Origin of the sequence: Hymenobacter sp. YIM 151500-1, assembly GCF_025979885.1 — a bacterium.
Lineage (GTDB): Bacteria > Bacteroidota > Bacteroidia > Cytophagales > Hymenobacteraceae > Hymenobacter.
This window is the reverse complement of record NZ_CP110139.1, coordinates 3497060-3512648: the sequence shown is the minus strand read 5'-3', so window position 1 is coordinate 3512648 and position 15589 is coordinate 3497060. Positions and strand designations below refer to the sequence as shown.

The 15589-nt window shown below is 60.4% G+C and carries 11 protein-coding genes; 9 read left to right on the top strand and 2 right to left on the bottom strand.

The features are described 5' to 3' along the window. Positions 1-147 precede the first annotated feature (147 nt). The 3 genes from OIS53_RS14720 to OIS53_RS20510 all read left to right on the top strand — a co-directional run bounded on the left by OIS53_RS14720 (position 148) and on the right by OIS53_RS20510 (position 2360). Positions 148-1662: a glycine--tRNA ligase gene (locus OIS53_RS14720; RefSeq protein ID WP_264679328.1), complete on the top strand. Its 1515-nt coding sequence runs from the start codon at positions 148-150 to the stop codon at positions 1660-1662. A gap of 92 nt (positions 1663-1754) precedes the next feature. Next, positions 1755-1988: a DUF433 domain-containing protein gene (locus OIS53_RS14715; protein WP_264679327.1), complete on the top strand. Its 234-nt coding sequence runs from the start codon at positions 1755-1757 to the stop codon at positions 1986-1988. Positions 1989-2018: 30 nt separating this feature from the next. Further along, positions 2019-2360 carry a DUF5615 family PIN-like protein gene (locus OIS53_RS20510; RefSeq protein WP_413775164.1) on the top strand — a complete coding sequence of 114 codons (342 nt, stop codon included), beginning with the start codon at positions 2019-2021 and terminating at the stop codon, positions 2358-2360. Between the two features lie 4 nt (positions 2361-2364). Here OIS53_RS20510 and OIS53_RS14710 read toward each other — a convergent pair whose 3' ends face one another. Then, complete coding sequence (locus OIS53_RS14710; RefSeq protein ID WP_264679326.1) at positions 2365-2763, bottom strand: hypothetical protein; 399 nt, start codon at positions 2761-2763, stop codon at positions 2365-2367. 332 nt (positions 2764-3095) lie between these two features. Between OIS53_RS14710 and OIS53_RS14705 the strand changes: the two genes are divergently transcribed. Both OIS53_RS14705 and ileS read left to right on the top strand, forming a co-directional pair. Continuing rightward, entirely contained in the window at positions 3096-5531 is a 2436-nt protein-coding gene (locus tag OIS53_RS14705) for an efflux RND transporter permease subunit (protein WP_264679325.1), read from the top strand. 187 nt (positions 5532-5718) lie between these two features. Beyond that, positions 5719-9255: an isoleucine--tRNA ligase gene (ileS, locus tag OIS53_RS14700; RefSeq protein ID WP_264679324.1), complete on the top strand. Its 3537-nt coding sequence runs from the start codon at positions 5719-5721 to the stop codon at positions 9253-9255. Positions 9256-9566: 311 nt separating this feature from the next. On the opposite strand, the gene OIS53_RS14695 is transcribed toward ileS, so the two are convergent. Continuing rightward, positions 9567-11348 (bottom strand): hypothetical protein, encoded by a 1782-nt coding sequence (locus tag OIS53_RS14695; RefSeq protein WP_264679323.1) that lies wholly within the window; start codon positions 11346-11348, stop codon positions 9567-9569. Between the two features lie 553 nt (positions 11349-11901). Here OIS53_RS14695 and OIS53_RS14690 point away from each other — a divergent pair. From OIS53_RS14690 to OIS53_RS14675, 4 genes are all read left to right on the top strand, one after another. Beyond that, positions 11902-12558, top strand: a complete 657-nt coding sequence (locus OIS53_RS14690) for a lipoprotein signal peptidase (RefSeq protein ID WP_264679322.1) — start codon at positions 11902-11904, stop codon at positions 12556-12558. A 126-nt stretch (positions 12559-12684) separates the two neighbouring features. Next, on the top strand, positions 12685-13011 hold the full coding sequence (locus tag OIS53_RS14685) for a nucleotidyltransferase family protein (RefSeq protein WP_264679321.1): 327 nt from the start codon (positions 12685-12687) through the stop codon (positions 13009-13011). Continuing rightward, complete coding sequence (locus OIS53_RS14680; protein WP_264679320.1) at positions 12992-13324, top strand: HepT-like ribonuclease domain-containing protein; 333 nt, start codon at positions 12992-12994, stop codon at positions 13322-13324. Before OIS53_RS14685 ends, OIS53_RS14680 begins: the two co-directional genes overlap by 20 nt. Before the next feature lie 208 nt (positions 13325-13532). Then, positions 13533-15569 carry an ABC transporter ATP-binding protein gene (locus OIS53_RS14675; RefSeq protein WP_264679319.1) on the top strand — a complete coding sequence of 679 codons (2037 nt, stop codon included), beginning with the start codon at positions 13533-13535 and terminating at the stop codon, positions 15567-15569. Positions 15570-15589: the final 20 nt, after the last annotated feature.

Below are 15589 nucleotides of genomic sequence, written 5' to 3'. Positions count from 1 at the left end.
GCATCCGCTACTTTTGCGACTTGGTAGTAAGTAGATGGTAGTAGGTGTAGGTAGTTAGATGCAGGCGGCGTGTGTCTGCAACCATAACCTACACCACAGAACATCCTTTCTTCTTACTACCACCTACCCACTACCAACTACTCCTTCATGAGCAACCCGCAGAACCCCGCCACGGCCGAAAGCACCCTGGCCGATATCGTGTCGCACGCCAAAGAGTACGGTTTCGTGTTTCCGTCGTCGGAAATCTATGATGGCCTGGCAGCCGTGTACGACTACGGCCCCAACGGCGTGGAGCTGAAAAACAACCTCAAGCAGCTGTGGTGGCGGGCCATGACCCAGCTCAACCAGAACGTGGTGGGCATCGACGCGGCCATCTTCATGCACCCGCTCACCTGGAAAGCTTCCGGCCACGTCGACGGCTTCTCCGACCCGCTCATCGACAACCTCGACTCCAAGAAGCGCTACCGCGCCGACGTGTTGCTGGAAGAAAAAGCTGCCGAATGCGAAAACGCCGGCCAGAAAGACCGCGCCGACGCCCTGCTGGCCGAAATGGGCCGCCTGCTCACGGCCGAGGACCTGGCCGGGGTGCGCCAGTTGATTATTGATGAGAAGATTGTGTGCCCCGTGTCGAAGACGGCCAACTGGACCGAGGTGCGCCAGTTCAACCTGATGTTTTCCACGCAAGTGGGGGCCGTGGCCGGCGACTCCAGCCAGATTTACCTGCGGCCCGAAACGGCTCAGGGTATTTTCGTCAACTTTCTGAATGTGCAGAAGTCGGCGCGGATGAAGGTGCCGTTTGGCATTGCCCAGATTGGCAAGGCCTTCCGCAACGAGATTGTGGCCCGGCAGTTCATTTTCCGGATGCGGGAGTTTGAGCAGATGGAAATGCAGTTCTTCGTGCGCCCCGGCACCGAGATGGAGTGGTATCAGCAGTGGAAGGAGACGCGCCGCCGCTGGCACGAGGCCCTGGGCCTGCCCGCCGCCAAGCTCCGCTTCCACGACCACGACAAGCTGGCCCACTACGCCAACGCCGCCGTCGACATCGAGTACGAATTCCCCTTCGGCTTCAAGGAAATCGAGGGCATCCACTCCCGCACCGATTTCGACCTGACCCAGCACCAAGCGCTGAGCCGCAAAAAGCAGCAGTACTTCGACAACGATATCAACCCCGAAACCGGCAAGCCCTACGGCAACTACGTGCCCTACGTGGTGGAAACTTCGGTGGGCGCCGACCGGCTGTTTCTGGCCACGCTCTGCCAGGCCTTTCAGGAGGAAGTCATTACGGAAGGCGAGGGCGACAAGCAGCAAACCAAAACCCGCAAGCTCCTGCGCCTGCACCCGGCCCTGGCGCCCATCAAGGCCGCCATTTTCCCGCTGGTGAAAAAGGACGGTCTGCCCGACAAAGCCACCGAAATCTACAACGCCCTGCGCCACGATTTCCGGCTGGTGATTGAGGAAAAGGACTCCATCGGCACGCGCTACACCCGCCAGGACCTCATCGGCACACCCTTCTGCATAGCCGTCGACCACCAGACTCTGGAAGACAACACCGTGACCGTGCGCGACCGGGACACCCGCGAGCAGGTGCGCATGCCCATCTCGGAGCTACGTGCCTACATCGGCGAGGCCGTAAGCTTCTCGCGCATTTTCGAGCAGCTGTAGGTTTTCACTAGCTGCATAACCAGTAACGCCCCGCATCGTGGCCACGGTGCGGGGCGTTTGCGTATCTTGCTGAGCCTTTTACTACTTCAGCTATGCGTTACATCCACGACCGAATTACCGTTGACCCCGACTTGTGCAATGGTAAGCCTACCATTCGGGGTTTGCGCCTGACGGTGCAGACGGTGCTAGAGTTCCTGGCTGCTGGTGATACAGTGGAGGATATTTTAGAGTCATATCCCTTCCTTGAGGCAGCCGACGTGCAGGCCTGTTTGCACTTTGCTTCCGAAAACCTAGCTCATCAGGATTTTGTAGGTCACGCCGCCTAACAAGCATCATCCTGTTAGGTTACGGGCTGCATGATGAAGTACTTAATAGATGCCAACCTCCCGCACAGAATGGCTTTTTGGAATACGCCGGATTACGAGCAAATTCCTGATCTGGCTTGGTCAGACACGCAGGTGTGGGAATATGCAAGCCAGAATCAGCAGACAATTATTACGAAAGACACCGATTTCGTAGCACGAGTACAGCAACAATGCCCACCCAAAGTCATCAGACTACGAGTAGGTAACATGAGCCGACGTAACTTATGGATCTTTCTGCAACAGCAGTGGCCGGCGGTAGTGCACGCTATTCAGCAGCCTGAAGTATGCTGGGTTGAGCTATGGCCTGATCGGCTGGCGGTATTCCCGCGTTAACCGCTCAATTCTCATTCAGCCACTGGGTAGCGTCGCGGCGGGAGGTGAAGTAGTTGAACTCGACCTGGGGTGGGGGCAGGGTGCAGGTAGCCAGGGAGTTGCCGATTTGGTACTGATACTGACCCTCGGACACGACGGCGGCAATGAACAGAGGACGCTCCAGCTGCTCGGGCAGGGCCGCGGCCAGGGGACGCAGCAGATGGTCGGTGTCGTCGGTGGGTGGGGCGTTGCGCTTAAGGTCCAGCAGCAGCTTGCCGACATTATGCTCCAGCATCTCCTCCAAAGCTCGCTGGTACGCCTGCCCAAACGACACCGACAGCCGCGTGGCGTTGTAGCTTAGGTGCAGCGTGCCGGAAGCCGGGTGGTAGGTCAGAGAAGCTTCCGCGGAGTGGTACAAGGTCATGGGGCTCGAATAAAACTACCTCAACATGCAATTGTACAATTATCAAAAAGTCAACTTGTTGAAGTTGTAGCTATTACAGTTGCTAGATACAAAATGTTGTCTATATTTTGAATAAAAAATCCTGGGCTTTTCGCCTGGGTTATACGGCTGAGTTTAGGATCAGCACGTTAGGAGGTGAAACTCCCGGAATTAGCTCCCGCGGGTTCCGTACCTTTGCGGCATTTTAAGCAGTGTAGGAGGCGGCAGCGGAGAGGAGGGGGCGTTTCGGGTTGGCCGAATACCCAGCCTTCTGCCTGCCCCGCGTACCCTGCCTGTTTGCCGCTGAGCAGCCTATGTGGAGCAACCTGGCCCTGTTTGTTATCAAGAACCGGCGGATACTGATTCTGCTGCTGGCTGCCATTACCGTGTTTATGGGCTGGCAGGCCCGTAAGGTCGAAATGACCTACGACTTCGCCCAGGTAGTCTCGCCCGACGACCCGGACATGGTGTACTTCCAGCGGTTCAAACAGCAGTTTGGCGAGGATGGCAACGTGCTGGTGCTGGGCATGCAGGACAGCTCGGTGTACCGGCTGGGCACGTTCAACGAGCTGCGCGCCCTCACCGACACGCTCAGCAAGGTGCGCGGCGTCAACGGCATTCTGGGTGTAACGCGCCTGCCGCGGCTGGAGAAGGATACCGCCACGCGCAGCTTCCGGGCCGTACCCATTTTCCAGCGCTTTCCCCAAACCCAGCCTGAGCTGGACTCTTTGATGCGGGTAGTGAATGCCCAGGAATTCTACAAAGGCCAGCTGATTTCGCCCACCACCGGCGCCACGCTGCTGGCCCTCACCCTCGACCCTACGTACCTGAACTCCAGCCGGCGCCAGGCCGTGATGAACGAGATTCTGGCCCACGCCGAACGGTTTCAGCAGAAAACCGGCATCCGGATGCACTACGCCGGCCTGCCCTACGTGCGGGCCACCATGACCACCAAGGTAGCCTCAGAAATGAAGCTGTTCGTGGCCTTGACCGTGGTGATGATGGCCCTGACGCTGTTCATGTTTTTCCGGACGTGGTCGGCGGTGGTGTTTCCGCTGCTGATTGTGCTGGTGGTGGTGGTGTGGTGCGTGGGCTCCATGGTGCTGCTGGGCTACAAAATCAACCTGCTCACGGGCCTGATTCCCAGCATCATCATCGTCATCGGCATCCCCAACTGCACCTACCTGCTCAGCCGCTACCACTACGACTACCGCAAGTCGGGCAACCAGGTGCTGGCTATGGCGCGGGTGGTGCGCAAGATTGGGCTGGTCACGCTGATGAACAACACCACCACGGCCATCGGGTTTGTGGTGTTCTGCTTCACCAACATTGCCATTCTGTTTCAGTTTGGGGCGGTGGCCACCATCAACATCTTCGTGGCCTTTGCGGTGTCGTTTATCCTGATGCCCATCGTGTTTACCTACCTGCCGCCGCCCACGCCCAAGCAGCTGGAGCACCTGGAAGCCAAGCCCCTAACCAAGCTGCTGGAGTTTTTCGAGTACCTGGTGCTGGAGCGGCGCGGTACGGTGTACCTGGCGGCGGCGGCCATGGTAGCCCTGGCCTCGCTGGGGGTAATGAAGGTGCAGTCGGTGTCGTACATGGTGGACGACCTGCCCAAGGATTCGTCGGTAAATGCCGATTTGAAGTTCTTTGAGCAGCATTTCAACGGGGTGATGCCCCTGGAACTAGTGGTGGACACGGGCCGGCCCAAAGGCTTGCTCAAGCTCAAGAACCTGGAAAAGATTGACCGACTCGAGAACTTCCTGCGCACCCAGCCCGTGCTGACCGCGCCGGTGAGCGTGGTAACCTTCCTGAAAGCCTCCACCCAAGCCTTCTATAACGGCAGCCCCGAGTACTACCGCCTGCCCGACAATTCCGAGAAGAACTTCGTGTTCAGCTACCTGGCCCGGTCTCAGTCGGCCGACAGCAGCAACGAAGGCCAGCTGACCAGCAAGCTGCTGCGCTCCTTCACCGACAGCACCATGCAGCAGGCGCGTATTTCGCTGAAAATTGCCGACATCGGCTCCCGCAACCTCGATACCCTGCTTTCGAACCAGATTCAGCCCCGCATCAAGGAAATCTTCATGGGCACGGGCATGAACGTGCGGCTGACGGGCACCACCATCATCTTCACCAAAGGCAACGAGTACCTGATTGGCACGCTCAAGGAAAGCCTCATCATTGCCTTTGTGCTGGTGGGCCTGGTGGTGCTCATCCTGTTTCGCAGCATTCGGGCGGTGTTCTTCACCCTGCTACCCAACCTCGTAACCCTGCTGCTCACGGGCGGGCTGATGGGCTTCTTTGGCATTCCGCTCAAGCCCAGCACGGCCCTCATTTTCAGCATTGCGCTGGGCATTGACGGCGACAACAGCATTCACTTGCTAGCCAAGTTCCGGCAGGAGCTGGCCGTAAACGGGCGCCGGGTGCGGGCCGCCATCAGCACCACTCTGAGCGAGGCCGGCACCAGCATGATTTACACCAGCATTGTGCTGTTTCTGGGCTTTTCGGTGTTTGCCTTCTCGGAGTTTGGCGGCACCAAGGCCCTGGGCCTGCTCATGTCGGCCAGCCTGCTCATCACCAACTTCTCCAACCTGATTCTGCTGCCCAGCCTGCTCGTGACGTTTGAGCACGGCGTCGACGAGGAAACCATCGACCAGTCCGGCATCCGGCACTACGACGACAACTACCACGAGGAAGACGACGACCTGGAGCTGAACTTGAGCCGCATGAAGAAAGGTATTTCTGCCTAGCTCTAGTCGCCTCACCCCCTAGCCCCCTCTCCGAAAAAGGAGAGGAGGAACTAGCCTAAATTTTTAAAATCTAGTTCTACTAGCTCTAACCCGTTTCTAGCTCTAGTCCCCCCTCTCCTTTTCGGAGAGGGGGCTAGGGGGTGAGGCGACTAGAGCTAAGCCCCCAAGACCCTAAGTCCCTATCATAATGACCTACCCCGAATACAAGCAGCCGCTCAACTACGGCCAGATTGGCACCGATATCCTGGCCTGGTGGAAGCAGAACGGCATCTTTGAGAAGAGCGTGAGCAGCCGCGAAGGCCAGCCCACGTTCGTGTTTTACGAAGGCCCGCCCTCGGCCAACGGCGCCCCCGGCATCCACCACGTCATGGCGCGCACGGTGAAGGACATCTTCTGCCGCTACCAGACCCTGCTGGGCAAGCAGGTGCCGCGCAAAGGCGGCTGGGACACCCACGGCCTGCCCATCGAGCTGCAAGTGGAAAAGGAGCTGGGCATCACCAAGGAGGACATCGGCAAGAAAATCAGCATCGAGGACTACAACGCCCGCTGCCGCGAGACGGTCATGCGCTTCAAGCAGCAGTGGGACGACCTCACGGAGAAGATGGGCTATTGGGTGGATTTGAACGACCCGTATATCACCTTCGAGCCGGAGTACATTGAGAGCTGCTGGGCGCTGCTGAAGAAGCTCTACGACAAGGGCCTGCTCTACAAAGGCTACACCATCCAGCCCTACTCCCCGGCGGCCGGTACCGGCCTGTCCTCGCACGAGTTGAACCAGCCCGGCACCTACCGCGACGTGAAAGACACGACTGTGGTTGCGCAATTCAAGGTGGTGCGGGATGAGAAGTCGGAGAAACTGTTTTCGGCTCAGGAAAATCTTTTTGTTAGCGGCTCTGAACATAGCGAAGACGTTTCGTCAGAAGGCGCCAACGCTGCGGCCGAAACCTTCATCCTGGCCTGGACGACGACGCCCTGGACCCTGCCGGCCAACACTGGTCTGGCTGTGGGCAAGAACATTCCGTACGTGCTGGTGCGCACGTTCAACCCCTACACGGGCGCGCCCATCCGGGTGGTGCTGGCAAAGGCACTGCTAAGTCGGTATTTCTTGGAGAAAGGCCAAGACGCCCCACTCGAAGGCTATAAACCCGGCGACAAGGTGCTGCCCTGGCGCCAGGAAGCCGAACTCACCGGCGCCGACCTGGTGGGTATCCGCTACGAGCGGCTGTTTGGCCAGGACGCGGGCTTTCCGGCGTTTGAAGGGGAGGAGCGGGCCTTCCGCGTCATTGCCGGCGACTTCGTGACGACTGAGGACGGCACGGGCATCGTGCACATTTCGCCCACCTTCGGGGCCGACGACTTCCGCGTGGCCCAGCAGAACGACATTCCGGCCCTGCTGGTAACAGATGCCGACGGCAAGCCCGGCCCCGTGGTGGACCGCACCGGCCGCTACGTGCCGCAGATGGGCGAGTTCGGGGGCCGTTGGGTGAAAAACTACGACGGCCACGACGACTCCGCCGCCGACTACCGCACCCTTGACGTGGACATCAGTGTGCGGCTCAAGGAGCGGAACCGCGCCTTCAAAGTGGAGAAGTACGAGCACACCTACCCCCACTGCTGGCGCACCGACAAGCCCGTGCTCTACTACCCGCTCGACTCGTGGTTTATCCGCACCACGGCGGTAAAAGACCGGCTCATCGAGCTAAACCAAACCATCAACTGGCAGCCCGCCAGCACCGGCACCGGCCGCTTCGGCAACTGGCTGGAAAACCTGGTGGACTGGAATCTGAGCCGCTCCCGCTACTGGGGCACGCCCCTGCCCATCTGGCGCACCCAGGACGGCACTGAGGAAATCTGCATCGGCTCCATCGAAGAGCTGAACCGGGAAATCGAAAAGGCCGTGGCGGTAGGCGTGATGACGCATAACCCGCTGCGCGGAGCTGCAAGCCACAAGCCACAAGCTGCAAGCTCTGCTAATGAAAGCCAGAACGAAAGCTTGCAGCCTGAAGCTAGCAGCTTGAAGCTGGATTTGCACCGCCCCTACGTGGACGACATCTTCCTTGTCTCGCCTTCGGGCCAGCCCATGTACCGGGAGCCCGACCTCATTGACGTGTGGTTCGACTCGGGCGCCATGCCGTATGCCCAGTGGCACTATCCGCTGGAGAACAAGGAGCAGTTTGAGAAGAACTTTCCAGCTGATTTCATTGCTGAAGGCGTGGATCAGACCCGCGGGTGGTTTTTCACCCTGCACGCCCTGGCCGTGATGCTGGAAGACTCCGTGGCCTTCAAAAACGTGATGGCCAACGGCCTGGTGCTCGACAAGAACGGCAACAAGATGAGCAAGCGCCTCGGCAACGCCATCGACCCATTCCAAACCATCGAACAGTACGGCCCCGATGCCACGCGCTGGTACATGATTGCCAACGCCCAGCCCTGGGACAACCTCAAGTTCGACCTCAACGGCATCACGGAGGTGCAGCGCCGCTTCTTCGGCACCCTGTTCAACACCTACTCGTTCTACGCCCTCTACGCCAACCTCGATGGCTTCCAGGCCCGCGAGTTCGACCGGGTGCCCTACGAAGAGCTAACCGAGCTGGACCGCTGGATTCTGAGCAAGCTTCAGTCGCTCATCCTCGAAGTGCGCGGCCACTACGATGCCTACGACCCCACCAAGGCCGCCCGCGCCATCCAGGATTTCGTGACCGACCAGCTTTCCAACTGGCACGTGCGCCTCTCGCGCCGCCGCTTCTGGAAGGGCGAGCTGACCCCGGACAAAAAAGCTGCCTACGAAACCCTGCAAGAGTGCCTGGTAGTCGTGGCCCAGCTCATGGCTCCCATTGCGCCCTTCTTCGCCGAGTGGCTCTACCAGAACATGACCAACGGCATGCGCGCCGAGGCCGTGGAAAAGAACACGCCCCTGGCCCCGGAGTCTATTCACCTCACGCTGCTCGTAGAAGCCGAGCCCAACCGCATCGATAAGGCCCTGGAGGAGCGCATGGAGCTGGCTCAGCGCATTTCCTCGCTCACGCACTCCCTGCGCAAGAAGTCGGTGCTGAAGGTGCGCCAGCCGTTGCAGCGCATCCTGGTACCGGTGTTCAACGATACCACCCGCGAGCAGGTGGGCAAGGTGGAAGACCTGATTTGCGCCGAGGTGAACGTGAAGCACGTGGAGTTCCTCGACGACACTAGCGGCGTGCTGGTGAAGTCGGTGAAGCCCAACTTCAAGCGCCTGGGCCAGCAGTACGGCCCCAAGCTGAAGGCCGTAGGGGCCCGCATCCAGCAGATGACCCCGGAGGAAATCAGCCAGCTCGAAAAAACCGGTCAGCTCAGCGTCGAAATCGAAGGTGAAACCTACACGCTGACGCCTGACGACGTGGAAATCCGCACCCAGGACCTGCCCGGCTGGCTCGTGGCCACCGACGGCCCCCTCACCGTAGCCCTCGACGTGACCCTGACCGACGAGCTGCGCCAGGAAGGCGTAGCCCGTGAGCTGGTAAACCGCCTCCAGAACCTGCGCAAAGACAGCGGCCTGGAAGTCCAGGACAAGGTGCGCGTGACCCTGGGCGAGCAGCCCGAGCTACGCGCCGCCGTGCAGAGCTTCGGCGACTACATCCGCACCGAAGTGCAGGCCCTGACCCTGGATTTCGCCCCCGAAATCAGCGGCGGCTCGGTGCTGGAATTTGACGAGTATTCGGTGCCCGTGCAGCTGGAAGTGGCAACCAGCTAATTCGGAGTACCAGTAGACACAAAAGGGCCGCGAAACGCAGGTTTCGCGGCCCTTTTTGTGTTGTGACAGGTAAACCGTCATGCTGAGCGCAGCGGAGCGAAGCCGAAGCATCTCTCCCGCTTCGTTGCAATGCCAATCAGGTAGTCAGCGGGAGAGATGCTGCGCGGGGCGGACGCCAGATGAAGCAAGACGGTCTTGTTGCAACTGTCCACACAGTTAGCCAGCGGTAGAGATGCTTGGCTTGCGCTTTCCTTCGGTTCGGCTGCGCGGACACCAGATAGAGCAGGACAGGGACGCCAGACGCTGCATCCCTACTTCACCTCTAGCTCCTGGCGTACTTCCTCCTTCACCTTCTCCGACACTACCCGATACACGTAGCGGCCCGGCACCAGACGCAGGGGTAAGATGGCATCGGTGAGGTGCACTTCGTGGGTGTAGATGGGCGCAATGTCTTCCCGGATGGTTAGCTCAGACTGCATATACAACTGAATCAGTCGGCGGCCGGTGGTAGAAGTAGGCCGGTAGGGGCGCACATCCAGCGACACCGGTCGGGCATCGGTAGCGTCCAGATAGGGCAGAGGCAGCTGCTGCAATGCTAAGTTGTTGCGCACTACCAGGTCGCTTCCGGGGTGAGGCGAAACGCGCTGGCCCCGCCGAAGTTGGTACACCACCTCGGCAGTGCCGGGCGCGGTGGGGGCCAGGGTGCCACGCGCCTCGTTGCTCATGCGGGTCTGGTTGATGCGCAGCACGGGCTGGCCCAGCAGGTCGGCGAGGTGCTGGCTCAGGCGTTTGTTGGGAATATTGCCGCGTAACCGAAGAGTGGCTTGGTCATCGTGGCCATACACCAGCAGCCGCGCCTGCGGATTCTGTTGCAGGACGCGGTAGAGCGTGGTGGCCTGCTGGAGTGCCCGCTCCCTCTGCTGCCCCGTGTTCTGGTAGGCCACCAGCGTAAAGCCCAACCGCCGGGCCGTGCGCACCAGGTTAGCAAACGTGGCCTCGCGGGTATATACTCCGGCCTGCAAGGGCAGCGGCTGCACTTGGCTCGTGGCCGAGTCTTCCAGGGTTTCCAGCGCCAGATACCGAAAGCCTTGCTGGTACAGGCCCGGCAGCAGCGCCGCCGCCAGTGCCCGGTCCCGCCCGTGGATGTGCGACTCATCCAGCAGCACGGCCCGCGCCCCGGCCGCGCGGCGCAGAATCTCCGGCACGGCCTCCACCGCCACCAGCGTATCAGGAGCAGCCGCGATTCGCCGGGAGGCGGGGCGCTCCGGGGCAGGCGGGGCCGGCAGCCGTACCCGGCTGGGGCCTAGCTGCTGGAAATACTCCACCGAATCGAAGTTGCCGGCCATGCTGTGGTACTGTTGCAGCAGGTACCAGAGCGTGCCATCCAAGGAAGGGTCGCCGGGGGGTGAATGTCGGCTCTGCGACAGGGCTACCAGTGGGGCCAGATAGTCTCCGTTGGGCCGGCTCAGAAAGGCATCGTTGGCCAGCCACCCCGGCGACAGGATGCGCGGCCAGCGGCCCTGTTGCACCGAGGGAAACGTGAAGGTGACAAACTCCGCGTCCATCTCCCGGCTACGCTCTTTCACGGAAGCGTCGGGGCGCGACTTGGCCTCATCGGTGGCCAGCAGGTACAGCCAACCCTGCTTTTCGGGTAGGGGCGCGGCGTATTCCATCAGCAAATCGGAGCCGGCGGTAGCGGTGCGCTGGTAGCGGCCGGTGCCATTTTCCTGAAAGCCTAGGCTTTTCCAATCGGGGTTGCCGGCTACCCGCACCGCCCGCAGCCGGTAGGTGGGCGCTAGGTTCGTCTGGGCCGTGAAGAGCACCGCGGCCTGGCGGCGCGGCAGGGCCAGCTGCTTCAGGCGCGTCTTCGTCACGGCGTCGGGCCGATTGGGCGGTTGCAGGTTCAGGTCGTATTTGCCGTTGAGCAGCAGGCTGGTGTTGAGCTGGCGGTTGTACACCGTGATGGTCATGGTGCTTTGCTGCTCGTTGGCCTGCGTGAGCGGGTGGGGCGTGGCGCAGGCGCCCAGGCCTGCTCCCAGCAGCAACAGGCTGCGCGTTATAATCAGCCGAAAACGAATTAGGAGTGGTAGCATAGCGACATAAATTAGGCATTGAAGCTGCTTAGCAAGTCACTAGACCGTCATGCTCTATCTGGCGTCCGCCTGTCGAAGCATCTCTCCCGCTTCGTCTGAATAGCATTGCAACGAAGCGGGAGAGATGCTTCGACAGGCGGACGCCAGATAGAGCATGACGGTCCGATATATTTTAGACGACTTCCTAAACAGCTTCAGTGCGTGCCGCGGAAATGTAGAAGAATTCACGCTGACAAGGCTCATCTGCGAGGCTGCTCCGTTACGAACCTCAGACGCACGGCACGGCGGGCTGCCCGTAAAAGCACCTGGATTTGCTTGGCTTTGCAGAGCCCGAGTAGCACAACGCCGCACAAACGCCCGGCTGTTGAGCTTAAACCGGCACAAAACACTCGCTGGAACATATACCAACTGGGCCAGTATTCTGGTGGGGCCTAATGCAGCATAGTCAAAAAATCTTCGTCCCTTTGTGCTAGGAGAGGGGAGAGGTTGCGGCCCTGACAACACGTCAGCCCGGAGCCCCACTTCCCGCTTCTTACCTCTCACCTGCTCAAGAATGAAGTACTGGAAATACTACCTCGTGGCGCTGCTGGTCATTGTCATTGATCAGCTGTCGAAATGGGCCGTGCACCGCTACATGCCCATGGGCATGCCCGGCGAAATACCGGTGTTCGGCGACTGGTTTAAGCTGCACTACACGCTGAATCCGGGCATGGCCTTCGGGGTAGAGCTGCCGCCGCCCTACGGCAAAATCCTGCTCACCAGCTTCCGCCTGCTGGCCGTGACGGGCATTGCCTACTACATCTACAAGCTCTGGCAGCGCCGGGCTCCGCAGGGCCTGCTGGTGTGCATTGCCCTGATTCTGGGCGGGGCCATCGGCAACGTTATCGACTCCATTTTCTACGGCATCATCTACAACAACGCGCCGTTTGGAGCCCCCACGCCCTGGTTCCACGGCCAGGTGATTGACATGCTCTACGTCGACATCTACGAAGGCTTTCTGCCTTCCTCGTGGCCGCTGGTTGGTGGCTCGCACGTGTCGCTCTGGCCCATCTTCAATATTGCCGATGCGTCCATCTTCGTCGGCGTTGCCATCATCCTGCTCTTCCAGGGCCGCTTTTTCACCCAGGAAGAACCCACCCACCCGCTGGCCGCCGACGACCCCGCCGCCGCCCAGGCCCGCCACGACGCCGAAGCCTCGGGAGTAGCCTAGTGCTTTGCATGTTACTTGAAAACGGCCCGCTGGAGCAATCTAGCGGGCCGTTTACGTATGCAAGGATTGCAGAACTTACATCCGCTGGCGACAAGCATTCTTATGCACTTTTCGTAAACTCGCTCAATGAACCAGGCCCAACATCCCGTCCAGACGAAAGCCGAGGTACTTGCGCGGCTTCGGCAGCAGCAGCTGGCACTCCGCGCCTTGGGAGTAGCACAGCTGGGGCTGTTCGGGTCGTTTGTGCGTGACGAAGCCACGCCCGCGAGTGACGTAGATGTGCTGGTGGATTTTGAGGAAGGGCGTAAAACCTACCGTGCCCTGTGCGCCGTTGCCGAGTTGCTGGAAGAGACATTGGGCCGGCGAGTGGAAATCCTGACGCGGGCGGGATTGTCGCCATTCATTGGTCCGCACATCCTCAACGCGCTAGAAGATGTCCTTACCGCCACTTGAGCGTCTGCTGCACATTCAGCAGGAAACCGCCTACTTACAACGGTGCCGTACAGCGTACCCATTGGGCGAGATTGTGCACGACGAAAATCTGAGCCGGGCAGTTGTGCGGAGCCTGGAAATAATTGGCGAAGCCGTGAAGAGCTTACCTGCTGACTGGCGCGACCGGTATCCTGCTGTGCCTTGGCGACAGATTGCGCGTATGCGCGACCGGCTGATTCACCATTACTTCGACGTTGATTTTGAGGTCGTAGGTAACGTATTGGAAAGCGAAATTGACCCGCTGGCTGAAACGGTAGCCACCATGTTGCGGTAATTACAGAAAAGCTAGTAGCACTTAAAACGGCCCGCTGGAGCAATCTGGCGGGCTGTTTTGCTGTAGCATGAACTGTAGCTCCACTGAGTTGCGGGTATAATTTGCGCTATCCGGAACGATGATATCCAACAACTACAACCGCAACTCAGCGAAGCCACAGTTCGCGCTACAGCCTGCGTATCTTTACCAACCTGCCTCACTTCACCCGATGTCCCAGCCCATCCTCTCCGTCCGCAACCTCACCATCGACTTCCACAGCCACCGCGGCAACACGCGGGCCGTCGAAGGCATTTCCTTTGACCTGCGGCGGGGCGAGACGCTGGCCATTGTGGGCGAGTCGGGCTCGGGCAAGTCGGTGACGTCGCTGGCCTTGATGGGGCTGATTCCGCTGCCGCCGGGCCGGATTGTGTCGGGTGAGGCGCGGTTTCAGAGCGAGGCGCTGGGCGAGGTGGACTTGCTCCAACTCACCGACGAGCAGCTCCAGCAGGTGCGCGGCAACGACATCGGCATGATTTTCCAGGAGCCGATGACCTCCCTGAACCCCGTGTATACCTGCGGCAGCCAGGTAGTAGAAGCCCTGCGCCTGCACACCCCGCTCACGCAGAAAGAAGCCGAGGCCCGCACCGTGGAGCTATTCACGATGGCCCAGCTGCCACGTCCCGAAAAGATTTTCACCAGCTACCCCCACGAAATCAGCGGCGGCCAGAAGCAGCGCGTCATGATTGCCATGGCCATGGCCTGCAACCCGGCCATCCTCATTGCCGACGAGCCCACCACCGCCCTCGACGTAACGGTGCAGGCCCGCATGCTCCGCCTCATCGACGACCTGCGCCGCCAGCACCACACCGCCGTCATCTTCATCACTCACGACCTGGGCGTGGTAGCCGAAATAGCCGACCGAATCCTGGTCATGTACCGCGGCCGGGTGGTGGAGCAGGGCCCCGTGCTCGACATCTTCACCAACCCCCAGCACCCCTACACCAAGGGTCTGCTGGCCTGCCGCCCCAAGCTGTCGGTGGGCAAAAAAAAGCTGCCCGTCGTAGCCGATTTCATGCGTGAAACGGCCGATGGAAGCTTTGTCGTCACCGAAAGCAGCTCGGCGCAAGTGCTTGCTGCTGAAAACGGTCAGGTTTCCGCTCTGTCCTCTCAGAACGGCAATGAATCCACCAAAACGTTCCCCGTGGAACATTCTGTTTCACGCCCGGCCGAACCCACGTTTGGCCTGGAATCAGCCCCGGCACTGGAATCGGGCCAGCTGCTGCCCGGTGTGGCCCTGGATGTAAGCCTTACTCCAGTCAGCACTCCGGTGTTGAATACAGAATCCTCCGTAACCCAGGGTTTCAACCCTGGGCCGCCCGCATCGGCCGAATCAGCTGCACCAACGAACTACGACCAAGACCCCAAGACCCTAAGACCCCAAGCCCCCATTCTCCGCGTCGAAAACCTCAACGTCCACTTTCCCATCCGTAAAGGATTTTTCAACCGCAAAAAAGAGTTTGTGCGGGCCGTGGATGGGGTGAGCTTCGACATTTATCCCGGCGAGACGGTGGGGCTGGTAGGGGAGTCGGGCTGCGGCAAGACTACATTGGGGCGGACCTTGTTGCGGCTGGTGGAACCAACCTCGGGCAGCATTCTGTTCGAAGGGGTTGATTTGGCTACGCTCCCAACCGGGGAGCTGCGCCGCCGCCGCCGGGAGTTTCAGATGGTGTTTCAGGACCCGTACGCGGCTCTGAACCCGATGATGACCGTGGGCGAAGCCATCCTGGAGCCGATGCGCGTGCACGGCGTGGGGGGCACCCGCCAGCAGCAGCGCGGCCGGGTGCTGGAGTTGCTGCGCACCGTGGGTCTGCGGGAAGAGCACTACCAGCGCTACCCTCACGAGTTCAGCGGCGGCCAGCGCCAGCGCATCTGCATAGCGCGGGCCCTGGCCCTGCAACCCAAGTGCATCATCTGCGACGAGTCCGTGTCGGCCCTCGACGTGTCGGTGCAGGCCCAGGTGCTGAACTTGCTCAACGACCTCAAACGCGAGTTTGGCATCACCTACCTCTTCATCACCCACGACCTGTCGGTAGCCCGCTTCATGAGCGACCGGCTACTGGTGATGCGCCAGGGCAAAATCGTAGAAAGCGGCCCCGCCGCCGATGTCTACGCCAACCCCCGGCACGAGTACACCCGCACCCTGCTGGCCGCCATCCCCAAAGACGAGCCCGCCGACATCCGCGCCGCCGTAGCCAGCCGGGCGTAAGAGGTGAAAGGTGACAGGTA

What these genes read in the sequence shown, in the direction of transcription:
- OIS53_RS14720 (WP_264679328.1), top strand. Translation starts at nt 148, where the DNA reads ATGAGCAACCCGCAGAACCCCGCCACGGCCGAAAGCACCCTGGCCGAT.
- OIS53_RS14715 (WP_264679327.1), top strand. Translation starts at nt 1,755, where the DNA reads ATGCGTTACATCCACGACCGAATTACCGTTGACCCCGACTTGTGCAAT.
- OIS53_RS20510 (WP_413775164.1), top strand. Translation starts at nt 2,019, where the DNA reads ATGATGAAGTACTTAATAGATGCCAACCTCCCGCACAGAATGGCTTTT.
- OIS53_RS14710 (WP_264679326.1), bottom strand. Translation starts at nt 2,763, where the DNA reads ATGACCTTGTACCACTCCGCGGAAGCTTCTCTGACCTACCACCCGGCT.
- OIS53_RS14705 (WP_264679325.1), top strand. Translation starts at nt 3,096, where the DNA reads ATGTGGAGCAACCTGGCCCTGTTTGTTATCAAGAACCGGCGGATACTG.
- ileS (WP_264679324.1), top strand. Translation starts at nt 5,719, where the DNA reads ATGACCTACCCCGAATACAAGCAGCCGCTCAACTACGGCCAGATTGGC.
- OIS53_RS14695 (WP_264679323.1), bottom strand. Translation starts at nt 11,348, where the DNA reads ATGCTACCACTCCTAATTCGTTTTCGGCTGATTATAACGCGCAGCCTG.
- OIS53_RS14690 (WP_264679322.1), top strand. Translation starts at nt 11,902, where the DNA reads ATGAAGTACTGGAAATACTACCTCGTGGCGCTGCTGGTCATTGTCATT.
- OIS53_RS14685 (WP_264679321.1), top strand. Translation starts at nt 12,685, where the DNA reads ATGAACCAGGCCCAACATCCCGTCCAGACGAAAGCCGAGGTACTTGCG.
- OIS53_RS14680 (WP_264679320.1), top strand. Translation starts at nt 12,992, where the DNA reads ATGTCCTTACCGCCACTTGAGCGTCTGCTGCACATTCAGCAGGAAACC.
- OIS53_RS14675 (WP_264679319.1), top strand. Translation starts at nt 13,533, where the DNA reads ATGTCCCAGCCCATCCTCTCCGTCCGCAACCTCACCATCGACTTCCAC.